Here is a 19,253-nt window from a genome sequence, read left to right as displayed (position 1 = left end):
CAGTCAGGCGGAGTGTAGGCGGCGGGCCGGCCGGCGCGATTGCGAATCGGGAACGCGATCCGCAATCGCATTCCGATGCAGGCTCGGGCAGCGCCGGGCGCCGTCCGAACACGGCGTGAAGGAGCGGGATGTGGCTGTCGTTGAATGTGTTGACACGTGCGGACCGGGTCCGCCTCGACGGTCCGGGCGGCGAGTTCGTCCATCGAGGAATGGGGTGCTTCCGCCGAACCGACCGCGGCCGTCGTGGAGCGGCTACGGCTGTTCGCCATCGGCGCAGCCGGTCAGCAATGGTCGGCACGGTCGTTTCCTTCGGCGAGTTCCGCAAACGGCAGCGGGCAGCAGGCGTTGCCGGCGCAGGCGACCAGGTCGTCACAGCCGGCCGTGATGGCGGCCCGCAGGGTGTCGCGGATGACGGCCAGGTCGGCCAACTTCTGTTCGACCTCAGCGAGCTTGTCTCTGGCTCGGGCTGGCAGGCCTGCGTCCGGTCGCCGGTCGTGCCGGTGTCGGCTGGCGTCGAGCAGGTCGGCGACCTCGTTGAGGGTGAAGCCGAGCCGTTGCGCGGCTTTGATCACCCGCAGCAGGGTGACCGTCTCCGCCGGGTAGAGCCGGTGCCCGCCGGGCGTCCGCTGCGGGGCGGCGAGCAGGCCGCGGCGCTCGTAGTAGCGCAGGGTCTGCTGATTGACTCCCGCCGCGTCGGCCAGCTCGCCGCTGCGCAGGCCGGATCCGGTCATCTGTCGCACCGTCGTGCGGCCGCTCGGGCGGCGAGGGCGTCGAGCACATCGACGTGTCCGGCCGGTACCCGAACGTCCAGGGCCAGCGAGTCGGGGCCCGACCGGGACAGGTGGAAGGCGAAGAACGAGCAGCAGGACGATTCCCGCGCGGTCAGATCCCGCGCCGTCTCCTCCACCTGCGCCGCGCCGTCGAGTCGCAACCGTAGGTGCTGCGCCGACACCCGGTCGGCACCTCGCACCGCCTCGGCGAAGAACTGATCAAACTCGGCGACCCGCAGTGGCCGTTCGACCGTCGGCAGGGTGCAGGAATCCGGCACCCAGGCATCATCGGTGGTGATGTGGTGGTCACTCATGCCTCGACGGTAAGCCTGTACGTAGGTACGAGATGCAAGTCCGATGCTGCTCGTCAGGTCCACCGCGGTCACGACACGACTCGCCAGCACGAGCCTGGTGGCGTGCGACAGGACGGGAACCCGCTCCACGGGAAGCCCTCGCCTCGCCGGCAGGTCCTGACCGACTCCGGCACCGACGGGCTCGCTGTTCCGCTCGGCGTCTGGTTGGCTCGGACCGGGTTCACCAGCCGAGGAGGAACAGCAGGCCGGCGACGACCAGGCCGGCCTCGACGAGTCCGACGAAGAGGCGGTCGCTGATCCGGTTGACGGTTCGCCTGCCGGCCCACGCTCCGGCGAGGGTGGCGGGGGTGAGCGCCGCGCCGAGGAGCACGACGTTGGGGTTGAGGAGGGAGCCGGCTCCGTAGGCGACGAGCTTGGTGAGGTGCATGGTCATGGCGCAGGCCGCTTCGGTGCCGATGTAGGCGTTGCGGACCAGCCCGTAGGCGAGGAAGAACGGCGCGGTGAGCGGGCCGACGGAGCCGAGGAGGGCGGAGCCCAGGCCGGAGGCGGCTCCGACGCCGACGAACGCGCGGGGCGAGGGTGTGCGCGGGTGAGGGTTGAGTCGCCGCCAGGCGACCACAACGAGGAGGAACACGCCCAGGAGGCGCTTGAGCGGAGCCAGCGGCGCGGCGGCGAGCAGCAGGCCGCCGGCGAGAGCCGACGGGACCGCGCCGAGAGTGAAGCGCCCGATGACCGGCCATCGGAGGTCGTGCCGATTCAGCCAGACGCGGCTGCCGTTGCTGGACAGTTGGGTGAGCGTGAGCACGGGTACGGCCGCGCGGAGGCCGAACAACGCGGTGAACACGGGTAGAAGCAGCACCCCGCCCCCGAAGCCCGCCACGGCCGACAGCCACGCCAGGCAGAACGCGGCCGCCGATGCCACGGCGAGGGTTGGTGCCAGGTCGGACGTCATGCCGTTTCCCTCAGACTCGATCGGCATTCGGTCGTGTCACTGCCAGATCGCTTCGGCGAGTATGACGCCGATGAAGGCCGCGCCGGGTCCGGCGGCGACATTGGCCCAGGAGCCGACGACGTTGACGGCGACGGTTCCCCCCGAAAACACCGGGTCGTGGCGGGCCTGCACGGCTCGGTCGACCACGCAGCGCAGGGTGCCGCCGAGCGCGACGGGCCGGGCCGTCAGGTGGCGTTCCGGGATGTCCGGGGTACGGCATGATGATCTCGGACAGAGGGAGGTGCCGGGCGTGCCCGGATCGTGTGACGTGGTGGTCGTCGGGGGCGGGCAGGCGGGCCTGGCGGCGGGCTACTACCTGCGCCGCGCCGGCCTGGACCACGTCATCCTCGACGCCCAGTCGCAGCCGGGTGGCGCGTGGCGGCACGGCTGGGACTCGTTGCGGCTGTTCTCGCCGGCGGAGTACAGCCCGCTGCCGGGGTGGGGGATGCCGCGGCAGGAGGGCGAGGACTTCCCGACCGCCGGGCACGTCGTGGACTACCTACGGGCCTACGAGCAGCGGTACGACCTGCGGGTGCGCCGGCCGGTCCGGGTACGCGAGGTGCGGCCGGCCGGGGAGCGCCTGGCGGTGGAGACCGACGCCGGGAGCTGGTCGGCCCGGTACGTCATCTCCGCCACCGGGACGTGGGAGTGCCCGTACGTGCCCGACATCCCGGGCCGCGGGGAGTTCGCCGGTCGGCAACTGCACACGGTGGACTACACCTCTCCGGAGGAGTTCCGGGGGCAGCGGGTCGTGGTCGTCGGGGGAGGTAACTCGGCGGCGCAGATCCTGGCCGAGGTGTCCCGGGTCGCCGAGGCCACCTGGGTCACCCTGCGTCCGGCGCGGTTCATGCCGGACGACGTCGACGGTCGGGTGCTGTTCGGTGTGGCCACCCGCAAGGCCGCCGGTGGTGCCGGTGGCGGTGTCAGCGACCTCGGGGACATCGTGATGGTGCCCAGCGTCCGCGACGCTCGGGATCGTGGGGTCCTGCGACCCCGTCCGATGTTCGGGCGGCTCACCGATCGCGGCGTGCGGTGGGCGGACGGCGCCGAGCAGCCCTGCGACGTCGTCATCTGGTGTACGGGTTTCCAGCCCAACCTCACTCACCTCGCGGCACTGCTGTCCGGATGGCGGCATGGGGAGGTGGCCACCGAGGGCACCCGGTCGGTGGACGAGGCCCGCCTCTACCTGCTTGGCTACGGCGATTGGACGGGGCCGGCGTCAGCCACGCTGGTGGGTGCCGGCCGTACCGCGAAAGCGACGGTCGCCGACATCGCCGCCCGCCTGCGCGGACAGCCGTAGGCCCGAGGTCCGGGCGTACCTTCGGCGGCGCCGGACTGGTCGGCCTGCTTGCGGAGGTTGTCCATCAGCTCAGGGGGTCGGACAGGAAAGGGCCCCCGCTCGGGGGTGAGCCGCCCGCCGGGTGGGTGGCCCGGCGGGCGGCGACGAGGGCGGTGTCAGGCGGCCGGGCGTAGCTCGGCGAGCAGCTTTTCCACCCGGGCGCGGAGCTCGTCGCGGATCGGGCGGACGGCGTCGACGCCCTTGCCGGCGGGGTCGTCGAGCTGCCAGTCCTCGTAGCGCTTGCCGGGGAAGGCGGGGCAGGCGTCGCCGCAGCCCATGGTGACGATGACGTCGGAGGACTCCGCCGTGGCGTACTCCAGGAGCTTCGGGGTCTGGTCGGTGATGTCGATGCCCACCTCGCGCATGGCCTCGACGGCGGCGGGGTTGATCTGGTCGGCGGGTGCGCTGCCGGCGGAGCGGACCTCGACGGTGTCGCCGGCGAGGTGGCGCAGCCAGCCGGCGGCCATCTGGGAACGGCCGGCGTTGTGGACGCAGACGAACAGGACGCTGGGCTTGTCGCTCATGAGGTGCCTTCCATGCGGTACGAGTCGCGGGGCGGGTTGACCGGCACGTCGTTGAGGTCCTCGTCGGTGGGGACGACGACCTGGTCGGCGGCGGCGCCCGCGTCGGGGTAGAGGGCGGCGAGCAGGCCGACACCGACGGCGAGGCCGACGATCTGGGCCAGGACGAACCCGGGCACGGATGCGGGCGCGATGCCGGCGAAGGTGTCGGTGAACGCGCGACCGATGGTGACCGCCGGGTTGGCGAACGAGGTCGACGAGGTGAACCAGTACGCCGCGCCGATGTACGCGCCGACCGCGGCTGGTGCGGCGGGGGCGCGGCCGGAGCGGGCGAGAGCGAAGATCAGCAGGATCAGCCCGGCCGTGGCGACAACCTCACCCAGCCACAGGTGGCCCGCAGCGCGGTCCTTGCCGGAGAAGTCGACGGCGGCCAGGTCGAACATCAGGTTCGCCAGCACCGACCCGGCGATCCCGCCCAACACCTGTGCCACGACGTAGCCGCCCAGGTCGCGGCCGGTGAGGCCGGTGCCGGCACGTCGGCCGAGGAACCAGTCAGCAATCGACACGACCGGGTTGAAGTGGGCGCCGGAGACGGGACCGAAGATCAGGATCAGCGCGCCGAGGGCGAAGGCGGTGGCGGTGGAGTTCTCCAGCAGTTGGAGTCCGACATCGCCGGGGGAGAGGGTGGTGGCCATGATGCCGGAGCCGACCACGGCGGTGACCAGCAGGGCGGTGCCGAGGAACTCGGCCAGCAGGCGCCGCCGGAGTGCGATGGTCATCAGTTCGTTCTCTCCCGTGCTCTGAGGCGGGTCGCGGCGGTGTGCGGGGCGAGCTGCTGGTCGAGGGTGATCTCCTGGTGGGGGTGGGCGCTGGTGTCGGTCAGCGGGGGCCACCGGGCAGGACGGCGGGGGCGAGCCGGTCGACCCGGTCGGCGAGGTCCGCGTAGGCGGCTTCGAACGCCTCGTCGGTGTCCACCCGGACCGGGTCGGGCACCGACCAGTGCAGGCGGGGCCGGGCCGCGCCGGTCAGTTCCTCGTGGGCGTTGTCGCACACGGCGACGACCAGGTCATCGGCGCGGACGACGTCGGTGACGTGGGCGGTGCCGGTCGGGTCGAGGTCGAGTTGGTGGCGGTGAGCCACGGCCACCGCGCGGGGATGCACCCGTGGCGCCGGCTTGGTGCCGGCGGAGGCGACAGCGCTGTTGGTGCGCCGCTTCCACAGCGCGGCGGCCAGCTGCGAGCGGGCCGAGTTGTGGGTGCACACGAACACCACCCGTCCGACGCCGGTCAGGCGGGGGGTGGCGAGGGCGGCAAGCGCCTCCGGGAGCAGCCGCAGGTAGGTGCGGCGCCGGTCTCCCTCCGAGCGGCCCTTGGTGACCAGGCCGGCGTCGGTGAGGACCTTGACGTGGTGGGCGACCAGGTTGGTCGGCAGGTCGAGGGTGTGGGCGATCTCCCCGGGGGAGGCGTCGCCGAGGGTGAGCGCGTCCACGATCGCCAGCCGCGCCGGATCGCCGAGCGCGGCGTGGATCCGCGCCCGCTCAACCAGGGAAGTAAGCTCAGCGTCCATTGACTCAACTGTCGCTGAGTAATGCTCGATCGTCAAGCCGATGCCGCCGCCGCGCCGGCGCGGCGACTCCCGCCAGCCGCACATCCCCCTCGCCGTGCCCCCGCGCCCGCGGGATCGCCCGCAGTGCTGCCCCCGCTGCGGGTTGGTCAGCAGCAGGTCGCCAGGTACGACTGCAGGTCGGCCAGGGCGGCGAGGGCGCCGTCGCGGTCGGCCCGGTAGAACACCGTCTTGCCGTCCCGGCGTGAGGTGACCACGCCGCCGCGTCGCAGCAGGGTCAACTGCTGTGACGCCGTGGCTTGGCTGATGCCGACCCGCTCGGCCACCTCACCCACGGACATCTCGGCGCCCCGGGCGAACAGCATCATGATCCGCTGCCGGGTGGGACTGCCGAGGGCCTTGAGGAACTCCTGTGTCTGCGGCGCGAGGCCCGGGACGGCGCGCTGCGGCCCGGTCGGCTGGTCGGCGGCGGTCTGGCTCATGGTCACACCTTTCCTCGCCGTCATCATATTGTCATTCAACAAAACGACGATATGATCGTGGCGTGAACCAAGCTGACCCCGTGATCATCATTGGCGGCGGGCAGTCCGGCCTCGCCGCTGCCCGCGCCGCCCGGGACGCCGGTCTGCGGCCCGTCGTTCTGCACGCCGGCGCCGAACCGGTCGGCTCGTGGCCTGACTACTACGACAGCCTCACCCTCTTCTCGCCCGCCCGCTACAGCGCCCTGCCCGGCGTGCCGTTCGACGGCGACCCGGACCGCTACCCCCACCGCGACGAGGTGGTCGGCTACCTCCGGCACTACGCCGCCGCCCTTGACGTCGAGGTTCGCACCCGCTCCCGGGCCATCGCCGTGCACAGCCGCCCCGGCGGCGGATATCTCGTCCGTACCGACAGTGGCGACGAGCTGGCCGGGATCGGGGTCGTCGCCGCCACCGGATCCTTCGGCAACCCGTACCGGCCGACCCTGCCCGGGCAGGGTGAGTACGGCGGGGACCTGCGGCACGTCGCCGACTACCGCCGCGCCGACGCGTATGCCGGCAAGCGGGTCGTGATCGTGGGAGCCGGCAACTCCGCCGTTCAGGTCGCCGCCGAACTCGCCGCGCACGCCCGGGTGACCCTGGCGACCCGGGAACTGGTCCGGTTCCTGCCGCAGCGCATCCGGGGCCGGGACCTGCATCACTGGCTGCGCGTCACCGGCGTCGACCGGCTGCCGCGCGCGGTGATCACCCGGCTCGTCCGGCATGCCGCCGTGCTCGATGCCGGCCGCTACCGCGACGCCATCACCTCCGGCGAACTTGCCCGGCGAGACATGTTCATCCGCTTCAGGCCCGATGGCGTCGTCTGGAGCGACGGTACGCACGAAGCGGTCGACGCGGTCATCTTCGCCACCGGCTACCGGCCGCACCTCGACTACCTCGCACCCCTGGCCACCCTCGACCGGGGCCTGCCGCAGCAGGTCGGCGGGATCTCCGCCACCCATCCCGGCCTGGTCTACCTGGGGCTGGAGTTCCAGCGATCCTTCGCCTCGAACACCCTGCGCGGCGTGGGACGCGACGCCGCGCACGTCGTGGCCGCGCTCGCCGCACGCCGTACCCGCGTTCTCCGCGAGAAGCGTCACGCGTACCCGGGTCACCCGCGGTCGGCCTCGCGGAGGGATCGAGCCGCAGGCGGCGGGCGTCGGTGACCGGGGAGCGGGGTCAGGCCCGGTGCGCGGGTGTCGCCTCGATCGACAGCAGGGCGGCGAGCTGGCGCAGGATCTGCGGCCGGGCCCGGTAGTAGACCCAGGTGCCCCGCCGGTCGGCGTCCACCAGGCCCGCTTCGCGCAGGGTCCTGAGGTGGTGCGAGATCGTCGGCCCGGTCAGGTCGAACGCGGGGGTCAGGTCGCAGACGCAGGCCTCCCCGCCCTCGGCGGAGGCGATCATGGACATCAGCTGCAGCCGTACCGGGTCCCCGAGGGCCTTGAACGCGGGCGCGAGCACCGCGGCCGTCTCGGCCGGGACTCGACGCTGCGCCAGCGGTGGGCAGCACGGCGCGTCGGCGTTGAGATCGACGACGGGAAGCGACGCCTGTTGCTTCGACATGCCTCTAGGTTGACATCTCTCTAATCAGCGTGCAACTCTCTGCTTAGACGGACGTCAAAACAAGCGTCCCGTGGAAATGAGGCTCACCATGTTCGGCACTCTGCGCCGCCGGTCAACACCGCTGGCTGGTGTCCGGTTCTGCGACTCCTGCGCCCGGGTGTCCACCGCGGCCGAGCGGGCCGGCCGCCGCTACGACCGCGCCCGCACCACCGTCTACCCGCTGATCAGCCCCCGCTGAGGAGAGGACGCGACATGACCGAGAACACCCCGACCACCGGCGGTTTCACCGGCGACCCCGCCGCCGCGCTGCAGGTCACCGGCTCCGGCGCCTGCTGCGGCAGCCCTGCCCAGGCCGTCGGTGGCATCCTCCCGCCGGCCGGCGCCACCGCCGACGGCGACCCGTGCTGCGGTACTCGCCAGGCCGCCCAGGCCGCCGACTCCTGCTGCGGCACCCAGGCGAAGGCCGACGCCGTCGCCACCGGGCAGGGCTGCTGCTCATGACCACCCGCACTGCTCTCGCGGACCTGCTCGATCAGGTCAGCGCCGACCGGATGGCCGCCACCATCGCGATCCTCGCCTCGGACCCCCTGGCGGGTCGGCGGGTCGGCTCGGCCGGCGGGGCGGCGGCCCGCGCCTGGCTCGTCGACCAGCTCACCGCCCTCGGCGGGGAGGTGCGTACCGAGGACTTCCCGGTCCGCGCGGTGCCGCAGGTGTACGAGGCACCCAGGGTCACCTGGGCTGATGGGTTCGGCTCCGAGGAACTGGTGTTCGGCCGGCAGGTCGCGATCCACCCCGCCTCCGCCGACACCACCCACCCGCGCCGCGGTGCGCTCGGTGTCGCCGGCACCGACGACCCGGCCCGGCGGTGGCTGGTGGTGCCCGCCGAGATGAGCCTGTTCGACGCGTACCGCGACACCCAGGGCGCGGCCGGCCTGTTGATCCGCCGCCCGGTCGATGTCGAGGGCTGGCAGTTCACCATGCTCGCCGGCCCGGACCCGGGGCCGCTGCCGGTACTGACTCTCGACCCCGACACCCACCACGCCGTCCTCGCCGCCGCGACCGCGGGCGACGGCTGGCTGGACGGGGCCACGCCGCTTCGCCGCGACGACGTCACCGGCACCAACATCCACGCCCGAGTCCGGCAGCCCCGTGCCGGCGGCGTCGACCTGCTGTTGACCGCCCACTACGACGGCGTCGGCGACCACCCGGGGCTGCGCCTGCCCGCAGCCTCGGACAACGCCACCGGCGTCGCCGTGGTCCTCGAAACCGCCCGCATCCTCGCCGCAGGGCTCCCCGCAGGTGCCGGGTTGTCCGTCGCACTGCTCGACGGGGAGGAGATCGGCGCGCTCGGCTCCGCCCACCACGCCACGCAACTCCGCGCCGAAGGCGCCGCACCGCTGGTCATCAACGTGGACGGCGCCGGTCGCCTGGACCGGGCGGCGGCGGTCGAGGCCGGCGGCCCCGCGCACCGTCTGCTGGCGCTGCTCGACCAGGCCGGCCGGCACACCGGCGTACCCCTGATGGCAGGCCCGGTGGCCTCGGACAACCGCCGCTACGGCGGCGCGGGCTTCGCCGCGGTCGGGATCGGCGCCGGGATGGGCGGCTACCACAGCCCTGCCGACACCCCCGACAAGGTCGACCCGGCCACCCTGGCCGCGATCGCCCGACTCGTTGTCGCCACCGCCCACCTCGCCGCCACCGCACCCGCTACACTTTCATCGCCAATCGGCGATCAACGATAGAAGGAGTGGTGGTGGGCGACCTCCTCGACCGGGCGACCGCGCAGACGTACGCCTCGTGGTTCCGGGCCCTGGCGGACCCGACCCGGGTGCAGATCGTGGAGTACCTGGCCCGGCACGCCCGCCCGATGAGCGTGCGGGAGATCGTCGCCGCCGTCGGGCTCGCCCAGTCCACCGTCTCCCAACATCTGAAGATCCTCACCGAGGTGCGGTTCGTGCTCGTCGAGCCGGTCGGCACCGCCCGTCACTACCGGATCAACGACGCCTGCGTCGGCTGCTTCCCGTCGGCCGCCGACGTCGTCATGGGCCGCCCGGCCCCCAGCCCGATCGGAGCCTGCTGATGGCCGACCTCACCGTCCGCCCGATGACCTCCGACGACGCCGATCGTGTCCTCGCCATCTACCAGGCCGGCCTCGATGGCGGCAACGCCAGCTTCGAGACCACCGCACCGACCTGGACGACATTCGACCAGGCCAAGCTGATCGAGCACCGCCTGGTGGCCGTCGACGGGGACCACGCAGTTGTCGGATGGGTGGCGGTGTCGCCGACGTCGAGCCGGGCCGTCTACGCCGGCGTGGTCGAGCACTCGATCTACGTCGACCCCGCCGCCCAGGGGCGTGGCGTGGCTCGGCTGCTGCTGGACGCGCTGATCGTCTCCACCGAGGCCGCCGGCATCTGGACCATCCAGTCCGGAGTCTTTCCGGAGAACATCGCCAGCCTCGCTCTGCACCAGCGGGCCGGTTTCCGCGTCATCGGCACCCGCGAGCGGGTCGGCCGGCATCACGGCCGGTGGCGCGATGTCGTCCTGATCGAGCGGCGCAGCCCCGTCGTCATCTGAACCCCCATCGGCTCCGTCGCCCCAGCCCAACCGCACGCTCTTGATTCGACAGTTTTCAACATAGAGGAGTTCCGATGACAGTCCCGAACGAGCTGCCCGTCGTGGTGATCGGCGCGGGCCCGGTGGGTCTGGCCGCCGCCGCCCACCTGCACGAGCGTGGCCTGCCCTTCGTTGTTCTGGAGGCCGGCGAGCACGCCGGCGCGGCGGTGCGGCAGTGGGGGCACGTGCGGGTGTTCTCCCCGTGGCGGTACAACGTCGACCCGGCCGCCCGCCGCCTGCTCGACGACGCCGGCTGGGTCGCCCCGGCCGAGGACGCCCTGCCCACCGGCGCGGAGCTGGTAACCGACTACCTCCAGCCCCTCGCGGAGCTGCCGCAGCTCAAGCCCCACCTGCGCTACGGCGCGCGGGTGGAGGCCGTCAGCCGGCTCGGCCTGGACCGGCTGCGCACCGCGGGCCGCGACCAGACGCCGTTCCTGATCCGCCTCACCGACGGGGACGAACTGCTGGCCCGCGCCGTCATCGACGCCTCCGGCACCTGGGGCACGCCCAACGTCCTCGGCGCCTCCGGCCTGCCCGCGCGGGGCGAGAAGAACGTGGCCGCGTTCCTGGAGCACGCCCTGCCCGACGTGCTCGGCGCCGGCCGGGACCGCTTCGCCGGCCGGCACACCCTCGTCGTCGGCGCCGGCCACTCCGCGGCCAACACGCTGCTCTCCCTGGCCGAGCTGGCCGCCGTCGAGCCGGGCACGGAGGTGACCTGGGCGATCCGCTCGGCCAGCCCTGACCGCACCTACGGCGGCGGCGACGCCGACGCCCTGCCCGCCCGTGGCGCGCTCGGCTCCCGGCTGCGCGAACACGTCGACGCCGGCCGGATCCGGCTGCTCACCGGCTTCTCCGTGCACGCACTCACCCCGGCGGCGGGCCGCGTCGCGGTGATCGTGCGGCACGCCGACGGCGGTGAGGAGCAGGTCGTGGTGGACCGGATCGTCGCCGCCACCGGCTTCCGCCCCGACCACTCCATCGCCGCCGAGCTGCGCCTCGACCTCGACCCCGTCATGGGCGCCACGCGCGCGCTCGCCCCGCTGATCGACCCGAACGAGCACTCCTGCGGCACGGTGCCCCCGCACGGCGTCGACGAGCTCGCCCACCCCGAGGCCGGCTACTACGCCGTCGGCATGAAGAGCTACGGCCGCGCGCCGACGTTCCTCATGGCCACCGGATACGAGCAGGTCCGCTCCGTCATCGCCGCCCTCGCCGGCGACTGGCAGGCGGCCCGGGACGTCCAGCTCGACCTGCCCGAAACCGGCGTCTGCAACAGCAACCCCGCCGACTCCACCGGCACCGACAGCTGCTGCGGCCCCACCCCGGCAGCCCAGCCGGCCGGCAAGGGGCTCGCCACCGGCATCTCCGGCGGCCTGCTGTCCACGCCGCTGAACCTGATCAGCCTGGACACCCCGACCAGCGGCCAGACCGGCGGCTGCTGCGCCAGCTGATGACCACCACGATGGCGCCCGCCGACACGACGGTCGGCGGGCGCCACGGGTGGCGCATCGTCGCCGCCCTCGCCATCACCTCGACCGTCGGCTACGGCTCCCTCTACTACGCCTACGCCGTCCTGCTCAGCCCGATGGCCGCCAGCCTCGACGCCTCCACCACGGCGGTCACCGGGGCGCTGACCGCCAGCGTCCTCGCCGGCGCGCTGATGGCCATCCCCGTCGGCCGGTGGCTCGACCGGCACGGTGGACGCGCCCTCATGACCACCGGGTCGATCGCCGCCACCGCACTCCTGATCGCCTGGTCTCAAATCCACGCCATCTGGCAGCTGTACGCCGTCATGATCGGCATCGGGATAACCGGCGCGATGGTCCTCTACGAGCCCGCCTTCGCCGTCGTCGTCTCCTGGTTCAACCCCGACCGGCGGCCCACCGCGCTGCTCGCGGTCACCGTCGTCGCCGGGTTCGCCAGCACCATCTTCATGCCGCTCACCGGCCTGCTGGTCGCGCAGTTCGGGTGGCGCGGCGCGCTGCTCACGCTCGGCGCCATCCACGGCGTCGTGACCGTGCCGTTGCACGCACTCACCATCCGTAAACCGCCGCGGGCCAGGGCACCCATCCCCGCGACGCGACCGGACCAGACCTCGCGTCGCGCCGCGGTGCGCGCCGCGACGCGCGACCCCCGGTTCTGGATCCTCGCCGCCGCCCTCATCGCCCACGGCGCCGCCACCAGCACCATCGGCGTTCATCTCCTCGGTTACCTCATCAGCCGCGGCCATCCGGCCACCTTCGCCGCCACCGCGGCCGGCCTGCTCGGCGTCCTGTCCGTCACCGGCAGGCTCGTTCTCACCGGCGCCCGCCGCCGGCTCCCGGTCACCACCATCGTCGCCGCGGTGTTCGCCATCCAGGCCGCCGCCGTCCTCGCCATGCCGCTCACCGCGCTCAGCCGGGTGGGTGCCGTGGTCACCGTCACCGGATTCGGGCTCGGCTTCGGCATCGCCAGCCTCGCCACCCCCGCACTCCTCGCCGATCGCTACGGCACCACCGCCTACGCCACCATCGCCGGACGACTCACCGCACCGGTCACCGCGGCCAAAGCCGCCGCGCCCCTGCTCGCCGCCACGCTCTTGTCGCATGCCGGGTACCACGTCCTGCTGGTCGCGGTGACCACTGCGTGTCTTCTCGCCGCCGTCGGCATGTGGGCCGTGGGGAGGGCAGGAGCGAAGCGGGCGAGCACCGCAACCAGTCCGCCCAACCGCGTGTGAGGGCCGTGCTGCACGAGCCCAGCACCGATCAGCTCAGGTCCGACCGCCCCGCTTGTGCTTGGAGCGGATCGTGAACGCGGCACCTCCGTGGCCGGGCGCACCAGACCGCCGCCGCCGCTTACGCGGCGGAAACCAGCGCCGGAACGGGATGCGGGACAGCAGCAGGGGAACCGCCACGACCAGGGTCGCGAACCCGGCGGCGCCCAGCCCGCCCTGAATGCGGCCCCGGTGCCCGCTGAGCTGGTCGAAGTCGGTGACGAAGTCGCTCGGATCGGCGGGGTTCACCCAGATCGACACCTCCTCGCCGACCGATCGGCACACCTCGACGCAGCCGACCTCCTGCTCGTGCGTCCGGCCGGCCAACTCGTACCGGAAATACATGGTGGTCGACGGACTGGTCCGGTTGCCGCCGGACTTCGTCACCTGGTCCTGGACAACCGCTCGCGCCGGTACACCGGTGGCTCGCAGTTCGGTCTTCCAGTCGTCGAGGGCGTACTGGGTATGGAACGGCAGCCACAGCAGCGCGCCGCCCGCCACCACCAGCAACACGTAGCCGAGGGTCACCCAGGCCGACGAGCGTCGCAGCATGATCACGCGATCATCATCCGGCGAAGACGCAACCCGGCCGTCGTCAGGCGATCGTCAAAATGAAGGAGTCCCGCCCCCCGGGGTACCTCAACCCCCAGAGGCGGCCCGCGACCGGCCAGCAGGTCATCGCCGCGGCCCTAGTGATCGTTGAGCATGAAAACGAGTGCCTGGTGCTCGGCGTCGAGGAACGCGACCCGCCACCGTGTCGATGGGTCTGTTTCGTTGTACGACCTGCTGTGCAGCCACCGCGGCCTGGTGGGCAGGAACGGCGTCAGGGCGGGCCACACGTCCGCGGGGCTGCTGTCGTCGGGAAGTGCCGCAGCTGCCAGTGGATTTCCGGGTAATCGCCGAGGCCCGGTAGGTCCTCCGCAGGGTCCCAGCGGTTGGTGTGGACCTTTGCCTCTGCGGCATGCACGGACTCCTGGCACGTGCGCGGCTCCGCCGGATCGTCGCCGACGAGCACGAATCCGGCCGCGACGCACCCGACCACCGCCAGCAGCATCGCAATCGACGCGCCGAGTATCGCCACCAGCAGCGGCGGGCGCATTTTCATGGTCATGAGGGTACGAATCGTCGGCCAGGTCAGCGCGGGCCGGTGCGCCGCCCGCATGAGCTCGCAGGGTTGGCAGGACCGTCCGCGGCGGTGTACGGACGCGACCGGGGACCCGCCGGCAGCGGCGAGTCCCCGGGGCGTTGGGTTGGCTCAGGCGAGCGTCTTCAGATAGTCGGCGTTGGCCTTCAGCCACTCCTCGACGGCCTTCTTCCCGTCACCCTTGTGCGTGTTGAACATCAGGTCCTCCAGGGACGCGAGTTGCTCGCCGTTCATCTTGAACTGCTGCAGCATCTTCGTCACCTCGGGGAAGTCCTTGCCGAAGCCCTGCCGGGCGAGGGTGTTGATCTGCTCGGCGGCGCCGAGGGTGCCCTTCGGATCGGCCAGGTCCTTCAGTTCGTACTTGGCGTACGCCCAGTGGGGGTGCCAGAGGGTGACCACGATCGGCTTCTTGTCGGCGATCGCCCCGTCGAGCGCGGCCAGCATGGCCGGGGTGGAGGAGGTCTTCAGCTTCATGGCGCCGTCCAGGCCGTAGCCGGGCAGCACCTTTTCCTGGGTGGCCTTGGTGAGGCCGGCGCCCGGCTCGATGCCGATGATCTGCCCGCCGAAGTCGCCGGCCCTGCCGGCCAGGTCCTCGAGCGAGTCGACGCCCTCGACGTACTTCGGCACGGCGATGCTCAGGCTGGCGTCGTCGTACCAGACGCCGAGCTTCTCCAGCTTGTCGCCGTACTTCTCCAGGTAGGAGGCGTGGGTCTGGGGCAGCCAACCGTCCAGGAAGAGGTCGATGTCGCCGTTGGCCATGCCGCCGTAGACCAGGCCGGCCTCCAGGTTCTTGAGCTGGACCTGGTAGCCCTTCTCCTCGAGAATGTGCTGCCACAGGTGGGACGCGGCGATGGCCTCGTCCCAGGCCATGTAGCCAATGGTGATCTTCTTGCTGTCGCCGGAGGCGTCGTCCGACTCCGCGCCGCAGGCGGCCGCGCCGAGCGCCAGGGTGGCGGTCAGCGCGAGCACCAGGACGCGCTTCATGGTGGTGAACATGCGGTTTCCTTCCTTTTTCGGAGCCGCCGGCAGGCCCGCGTACGCGGGAACAGGAATGCCGGCGCGGAGGGCGACGGTCAGGCGGCCTGCCGCGCGAGGCGCTGCGCCCGCGCGGAGGGGAACCGTTCGCCCACGGAGTCGGTGAGCCGGTCGAGTACCACGGCGAGAACCACGACGGCGATTCCGCCCTCGAACCCGCTGCCCACCTCGACCTGGGAGAGCGCGTACATGATCACGTCGCCGAGACCGCCGGCGCCGACCATGCCGGCGATGACCACCATGGACAGGGCCAGCATGATGACCTGGTTGACCCCGGTCATGATGGTCGGCAGCGCCAGCGGCAGCTTGGTCCGGAGCAGCACCATCCACGGTGGCGCGCCGAACGACTCGGCCGCCTGGACGATCTCCTTGTCGACCTGGCGCAGGCCGAGTTCGGTGAGGCGTACCCCGGGCGGCATGCTGAACACCAGCGTGGCCAGCACGCCGGGCACGGTGCCGATGCCGAAGAAGAAGATCGCCGGGATCAGGTAGACGAAGGCCGGCATGGTCTGCATGAGGTCCAGCACCGGCCGGGCCAGGGCGGACGCCCGCCGGTTCTCGGCGACGAGGATGCCCAGCGGGATCGCCAGCAGCAGCGCGAGCACGCTGGCCACGAGCACCTGCGCGAGGGTGCTCATGGTCTCCTCCCAGTACGGCATCCCGGCCACCAGGCCGAGGCCGACCGCGCTGCCGAGGCCGAACTTCCAGCCGCGCAGCCACCAGCCGAGCGCGGCGAGGACCAGGACGACCACCACCGCCGGTACGCCGTTGAGCAGGTCGTCGAGCGGTTGGACCAGGGCTTGGACCACGGCCGCGATCCCGTCGAAGACCGGGTCGAGGGCCCCGGTGGCCCAGTCCACGGCGGACTCCACCCAGGTGCCCAGCGGCACCCGGGGCAACCCGGCGTCGAGTGGCGACGAGGTGTCAGTCATGCCGATTCTCCCTTCGTGGCGACCAGCTCGACGTCGGCCGGCGCCGGCTGGTCAGCCGGCTCGTCCGTCGCGGACACGTCGTTCGGGGTGGCGCTGGCCAGGGCGCTGAGCAGGGTGATCCGGGGGATCACCCCGACCAGCCGGCCCCGGTCGTCCAGGACGGCCAGCGGGTGCTGACTCTCCGCGCAGTCGGCGAACAGGTCGGCGACCGCCGTGTCGGCGGTGACCGTGCGTGCCTGCTCGGTCGAGACGTACCCGTCGAGGCTGGTCCGGCCCTCGCGCAGTGCCCGCAGCACCTCGTCCTCGGTGACCGTGCCGAGGAACTGCTTCATCGGCCCGGTCACGTAGACCACCGAGGTCTGGCTCTCCCGCAGGGCGCGGGCGGCCACCCGGGGACCGGCGTTGACGTCCAACACGTGGTGCGGCTTCTCCATCACCGACGAGGCGGTCAGGATCCGGGTCCGGTCGACGTCGGCGACGAACTGCGCCACGTAGTCGTTGGCCGGGTCGGTGAGGATCTCCTCGGCGGTGCCGATCTGGACGATCCGGCCGTCCCGCATCATCGCGATCCGGTCGCCGAGCCGCATGGCCTCGTTCAGGTCGTGGGTGATGAAGATGATGGTCTTGCCGAGCTCGCCCTGAAGTTCCAGGAGCTGGTCCTGGATCTCCCGGCGGATGAGCGGGTCCAGCGCCGAGAACGCCTCGTCCATCAGCACGATGTCGGTGTCGGCCGCGAGGGCGCGGGCCAGCCCGACCCGCTGTCGCATGCCGCCGGAGAGGTCGTGGGGAAGCTTGTCCGCCCACTCCTCCAGGCCCACCATGCGCAGGGCGTCGAGGGCACGCGCGCGCCGTTCGGCCTTGGGCAGGCCGGCGACCTCGAGGGCGTACCCGGCATTTTCCAGCACCGTCCGGTGTGGCATGAGCGCGAAGTGCTGGAAGACCATGCTGATCTTCTCCCGCCGCAGCTTGCGCAGCGCGGCGGGCTTGAGCGTGGTGAGTTCCACCCCGTCGACCTGCACGCTGCCCCGGGTGGGGCGCTCCAGGCCGTTGAGCATCCGGATGAGGGTGGACTTGCCGGAGCCGGAGAGGCCCATCACGACGAAGACCTCGCCGGCGCGCACCTCGAAGTTCGCGTCGATCACGGCGGCCATGGCCGACAGGCCCGCCGTCGCCTCGGCTCGCGGGGCACCGCTGGCGAGCCGCCTCATCGCCTCATCAGCCCGACTGCCGAAGATTTTGTAGAGCGACTTCACTGTGAGTGCGGGCACGGTCGCCCCTCTCCGATGACAACCGCTGGCGGATCGCGCCATCGGTGGCAATCTTCGCGTCTCGTCCGTCGATATCAACATCGGTCAGATTCAGGTGGCCACAAGGGCTGGCACGGAAACCTACCGACGTCATCCGGGAAATGCCAGCCGGGACTACGGAGATTGTGGATATGACCACAAGGCACGACGCGATGCCGGGGTCAAATTCGGTCGTCCGTACGCACTGCGGACGCGCCGGTACCCAGGCACCCTGGTTGGTTCGTCATCACATGGGGGTTTTTGTGCGGTCCGACGCGGGCGCCGGCGGTGCTCAGGTCCGCTGCCGCCGTTCGCGCCCGAATATGACAATGCTGATTGAGAAATGTCATGCGTTTGTGATTTAGCGTCATGGAACTGTCATATTCGCCGGCTCTCCCGCCCGTCGGCGGCGCGGTTCCGCAATCGGGACGGCCGACCCAATCGGGGACGGCCGACTCCCGAAAGTCGCCGGCCGGCCGGCGTCGAATACGTCGTCCGTCACTTCCGTGAGCCGCCGGGCGGTGCCGAGGGAACTCGGTGGCGGTATCAGAGACAAGCGCTGGTCCCGGCCGTGTCACCGACCGGGACCAGCGGTGGACGTGGGTCAGGAGGCGGCGATGCCTTCCATCCCGATGCCGTTCTCGAACTGCGGCAGCCCGGTCACCTCGGTGACGAGTTCGAGGGAGCCGTCCGGGCCGACGTGGTAGCCCTGCACGTTGCCGGCGGCGGCGTTCTGGACGTAGAGGAAGCCGTCGCTGGCGGTCATGTCGATCGAGCCACCGCCGGTGTCGGCGGCGACGGCGCTGACGAGAATCAGGTTCCCGTCCTCGTCGACCTTGTAGGAGCTGATGGTGGAGCTCCCGGCGTTGGCGACGAAGAAGTAGTCGCCGACACGCTGGATCCAGCACGGCGCCTGCTGGCCGTTGGGCACCGACGGTCCGATCTGGTCGAGCAGGCCGTCGTCCTCCAGCTCGAATCGGCTTACCTCGTTGCTGCCGGCCTCGGTGACCAGCAGCGTGTCCTCGGTGTCGAAGGTGAACCCGAACGGGGTGTTGCCCGCGTCGCTGATCACCGGGTGTCGGGACAGTTCGCCGTCGCGGCCGATCTCATAGCTGAACATGACGTTGGCGCCCTTGGTGCTGACCAGCACGAAGTCGCCGTCGGGGTCGATCTCGACCTGAGCGGGGGCGGTCATGAAACCGGGCGGGTTGCCGTTGTGCAGTCCGAGCGACCGGTGTGCGCCCTCGATCGGCGACAAACGTCCCTTGTGCAGGTGGAATCCCTGCACCGAGCCGGCACCCCCGGCATTGAGGACGTAGACCAGGTCGTCGCGTACGTCGACGCTGACCGGCGACAGGCCGTGCGACCAGATCACCTGCAGCCGGTGGAGCTTGGTGCCGTCGACCCGGAAGACCGTCACCGTGTTGTCGCCGGCGTTCACCGCGAACAGCAGCCCGTCGTGGTATCTCAGCGACCCCTGCGAGGCCAGCGCGTCGCCCGGCGCGCCCACCGTGAACCCGCCCAGGCCACCCGTCTCGTACTCGCCCGCCGGGGCGAGCCGGCCGTCCTCGTCACGTTCGTAGACCTTGATCGTGTTGCCCTCGGCCTTGTTCGTCTGCACAAACACGGCCGCGTCGTCACCGTCCTCCTGGTGGCCCGGACCACCACCATCGTCGTGCCGGTATTCCGGGCCTCCGCCGTCGGCGAGAGCAAGCGCTGGGAGCGTTCCGACACCGGCCAGACCGGCGAGGAGAACCGCGGCAACGGCCATTCTCCGTCTCATGATGGGCCCTTCTGTTCGAAAAGATGGGAAACACGAATCCTGCTCCTTTTCGACGTTAAGGGCACGTATCAGGCCGATGGGGTGTATTGCCCGAAAGGGTGATGTTTAGGGGGAATCGAGGAGGCC

Annotated in this window: 25 protein-coding genes; 10 read left to right on the top strand and 15 right to left on the bottom strand. The window is 71.6% G+C overall.

Annotation, left to right across the window (positions count from 1 at the left end; genetic code table 11):
• Window positions 1-281 precede the first annotated feature (281 nt).
• From ACIBPB_RS07330 to ACIBPB_RS07315, 4 genes are all read right to left on the bottom strand, one after another.
• The gene (locus ACIBPB_RS07330; protein ID WP_396838699.1) at window positions 282-731 is read right to left on the bottom strand and encodes a MerR family transcriptional regulator; all 450 of its coding nucleotides are present in this window, start codon (window positions 729-731) and stop codon (window positions 282-284) included.
• Window positions 728-1,084 (bottom strand): hypothetical protein, encoded by a 357-nt coding sequence (locus tag ACIBPB_RS07325; protein WP_396838698.1) that lies wholly within the window; start codon window positions 1,082-1,084, stop codon window positions 728-730. The genes ACIBPB_RS07330 and ACIBPB_RS07325 overlap by 4 nt, the downstream gene beginning before the upstream one ends.
• A gap of 220 nt (window positions 1,085-1,304) precedes the next feature.
• Window positions 1,305-2,036, bottom strand: coding sequence for a sulfite exporter TauE/SafE family protein (locus ACIBPB_RS07320; RefSeq protein ID WP_396838697.1), 732 nt, complete (start codon window positions 2,034-2,036; stop codon window positions 1,305-1,307).
• 36 nt (window positions 2,037-2,072) lie between these two features.
• Window positions 2,073-2,222, bottom strand: coding sequence for a hypothetical protein (locus ACIBPB_RS07315; protein WP_396838696.1), 150 nt, complete (start codon window positions 2,220-2,222; stop codon window positions 2,073-2,075).
• Between the two features lie 103 nt (window positions 2,223-2,325).
• Here ACIBPB_RS07315 and ACIBPB_RS07310 point away from each other — a divergent pair, with 103 nt between their 5' ends.
• Window positions 2,326-3,375: an ArsO family NAD(P)H-dependent flavin-containing monooxygenase gene (locus tag ACIBPB_RS07310; protein ID WP_396838695.1), complete on the top strand. Its 1,050-nt coding sequence runs from the start codon at window positions 2,326-2,328 to the stop codon at window positions 3,373-3,375.
• A gap of 155 nt (window positions 3,376-3,530) precedes the next feature.
• On the opposite strand, the gene ACIBPB_RS07305 is transcribed toward ACIBPB_RS07310, so the two are convergent.
• From ACIBPB_RS07305 to ACIBPB_RS07290, 4 genes are all read right to left on the bottom strand, one after another.
• Complete coding sequence (locus ACIBPB_RS07305) at window positions 3,531-3,938, bottom strand: arsenate reductase ArsC (protein WP_396838694.1); 408 nt, start codon at window positions 3,936-3,938, stop codon at window positions 3,531-3,533.
• Complete coding sequence (locus ACIBPB_RS07300) at window positions 3,935-4,714, bottom strand: MIP/aquaporin family protein (protein ID WP_396838693.1); 780 nt, start codon at window positions 4,712-4,714, stop codon at window positions 3,935-3,937. Before ACIBPB_RS07300 ends, ACIBPB_RS07305 begins: the two co-directional genes overlap by 4 nt.
• Window positions 4,715-4,814: 100 nt before the next feature.
• Complete coding sequence (locus tag ACIBPB_RS07295; RefSeq protein ID WP_396838692.1) at window positions 4,815-5,501, bottom strand: helix-turn-helix domain-containing protein; 687 nt, start codon at window positions 5,499-5,501, stop codon at window positions 4,815-4,817.
• A gap of 146 nt (window positions 5,502-5,647) precedes the next feature.
• Window positions 5,648-5,980, bottom strand: coding sequence for an ArsR/SmtB family transcription factor (locus ACIBPB_RS07290; protein WP_396838691.1), 333 nt, complete (start codon window positions 5,978-5,980; stop codon window positions 5,648-5,650).
• 62 nt (window positions 5,981-6,042) lie between these two features.
• Between ACIBPB_RS07290 and ACIBPB_RS07285 the strand changes: the two genes are divergently transcribed.
• Entirely contained in the window at window positions 6,043-7,182 is a 1,140-nt protein-coding gene (locus tag ACIBPB_RS07285; RefSeq protein WP_396838690.1) for a flavin-containing monooxygenase, read from the top strand.
• A 13-nt stretch (window positions 7,183-7,195) separates the two neighbouring features.
• Here the strand turns inward: ACIBPB_RS07285 and ACIBPB_RS07280 are convergent, their stop codons facing one another.
• Window positions 7,196-7,579 (bottom strand): ArsR/SmtB family transcription factor, encoded by a 384-nt coding sequence (locus ACIBPB_RS07280; RefSeq protein WP_396838689.1) that lies wholly within the window; start codon window positions 7,577-7,579, stop codon window positions 7,196-7,198.
• A gap of 70 nt (window positions 7,580-7,649) precedes the next feature.
• Here ACIBPB_RS07280 and ACIBPB_RS07275 point away from each other — a divergent pair, with 70 nt between their 5' ends.
• From ACIBPB_RS07275 to ACIBPB_RS07245, 7 genes are all read left to right on the top strand, one after another.
• Window positions 7,650-7,817 (top strand): hypothetical protein, encoded by a 168-nt coding sequence (locus ACIBPB_RS07275; protein ID WP_396838688.1) that lies wholly within the window; start codon window positions 7,650-7,652, stop codon window positions 7,815-7,817.
• Between the two features lie 14 nt (window positions 7,818-7,831).
• The gene (locus tag ACIBPB_RS07270) at window positions 7,832-8,080 is read left to right on the top strand and encodes a hypothetical protein (RefSeq protein ID WP_396838687.1); all 249 of its coding nucleotides are present in this window, start codon (window positions 7,832-7,834) and stop codon (window positions 8,078-8,080) included.
• Window positions 8,077-9,321 (top strand): M28 family metallopeptidase, encoded by a 1,245-nt coding sequence (locus ACIBPB_RS07265; protein WP_396838686.1) that lies wholly within the window; start codon window positions 8,077-8,079, stop codon window positions 9,319-9,321. The genes ACIBPB_RS07270 and ACIBPB_RS07265 overlap by 4 nt, the downstream gene beginning before the upstream one ends.
• 11 nt (window positions 9,322-9,332) lie before the next feature.
• A complete protein-coding gene (locus ACIBPB_RS07260; protein WP_396838685.1) occupies window positions 9,333-9,659 on the top strand; it encodes an ArsR/SmtB family transcription factor in 327 nt (108 codons plus the stop codon).
• Window positions 9,659-10,156 carry a GNAT family N-acetyltransferase gene (locus ACIBPB_RS07255; protein ID WP_396838684.1) on the top strand — a complete coding sequence of 166 codons (498 nt, stop codon included), beginning with the start codon at window positions 9,659-9,661 and terminating at the stop codon, window positions 10,154-10,156. The genes ACIBPB_RS07260 and ACIBPB_RS07255 overlap by 1 nt, the downstream gene beginning before the upstream one ends.
• 74 nt (window positions 10,157-10,230) lie before the next feature.
• Window positions 10,231-11,646, top strand: a complete 1,416-nt coding sequence (locus tag ACIBPB_RS07250) for an FAD-dependent oxidoreductase (RefSeq protein WP_396838683.1) — start codon at window positions 10,231-10,233, stop codon at window positions 11,644-11,646.
• Window positions 11,646-12,911 carry an MFS transporter gene (locus ACIBPB_RS07245; protein ID WP_396838682.1) on the top strand — a complete coding sequence of 422 codons (1,266 nt, stop codon included), beginning with the start codon at window positions 11,646-11,648 and terminating at the stop codon, window positions 12,909-12,911. Before ACIBPB_RS07250 ends, ACIBPB_RS07245 begins: the two co-directional genes overlap by 1 nt.
• A gap of 33 nt (window positions 12,912-12,944) precedes the next feature.
• Here ACIBPB_RS07245 and ACIBPB_RS07240 read toward each other — a convergent pair whose 3' ends face one another.
• The 6 genes from ACIBPB_RS07240 to ACIBPB_RS07215 form a co-directional block, all read right to left on the bottom strand.
• The gene (locus ACIBPB_RS07240) at window positions 12,945-13,499 is read right to left on the bottom strand and encodes a DUF3592 domain-containing protein (protein WP_396838841.1); all 555 of its coding nucleotides are present in this window, start codon (window positions 13,497-13,499) and stop codon (window positions 12,945-12,947) included.
• 271 nt (window positions 13,500-13,770) lie between these two features.
• Complete coding sequence (locus tag ACIBPB_RS07235; RefSeq protein WP_396838681.1) at window positions 13,771-14,052, bottom strand: hypothetical protein; 282 nt, start codon at window positions 14,050-14,052, stop codon at window positions 13,771-13,773.
• A 150-nt stretch (window positions 14,053-14,202) separates the two neighbouring features.
• Complete coding sequence (locus tag ACIBPB_RS07230) at window positions 14,203-15,087, bottom strand: glycine betaine ABC transporter substrate-binding protein (RefSeq protein ID WP_396838680.1); 885 nt, start codon at window positions 15,085-15,087, stop codon at window positions 14,203-14,205.
• A 77-nt stretch (window positions 15,088-15,164) separates the two neighbouring features.
• The gene (locus tag ACIBPB_RS07225) at window positions 15,165-16,058 is read right to left on the bottom strand and encodes an ABC transporter permease subunit (RefSeq protein WP_357312324.1); all 894 of its coding nucleotides are present in this window, start codon (window positions 16,056-16,058) and stop codon (window positions 15,165-15,167) included.
• Window positions 16,055-17,368: a glycine betaine/L-proline ABC transporter ATP-binding protein gene (locus tag ACIBPB_RS07220; RefSeq protein ID WP_396838679.1), complete on the bottom strand. Its 1,314-nt coding sequence runs from the start codon at window positions 17,366-17,368 to the stop codon at window positions 16,055-16,057. Before ACIBPB_RS07220 ends, ACIBPB_RS07225 begins: the two co-directional genes overlap by 4 nt.
• A gap of 580 nt (window positions 17,369-17,948) precedes the next feature.
• Entirely contained in the window at window positions 17,949-18,971 is a 1,023-nt protein-coding gene (locus ACIBPB_RS07215) for a beta-propeller fold lactonase family protein (RefSeq protein ID WP_357312331.1), read from the bottom strand.
• Window positions 18,972-18,995: 24 nt separating this feature from the next.
• Between ACIBPB_RS07215 and ACIBPB_RS07210 the strand changes: the two genes are divergently transcribed.
• On the top strand, window positions 18,996-19,229 hold the full coding sequence (locus ACIBPB_RS07210) for a hypothetical protein (RefSeq protein WP_396838678.1): 234 nt from the start codon (window positions 18,996-18,998) through the stop codon (window positions 19,227-19,229).
• Window positions 19,230-19,253: the final 24 nt, after the last annotated feature.

This window comes from Micromonospora sp. NPDC049836, from assembly GCF_044465125.1.
GTDB lineage: Bacteria > Actinomycetota > Actinomycetes > Mycobacteriales > Micromonosporaceae > Micromonospora.
Note: the sequence above shows the minus strand (reverse complement) of the source record. Positions and strands in the feature narration are given on the sequence as shown.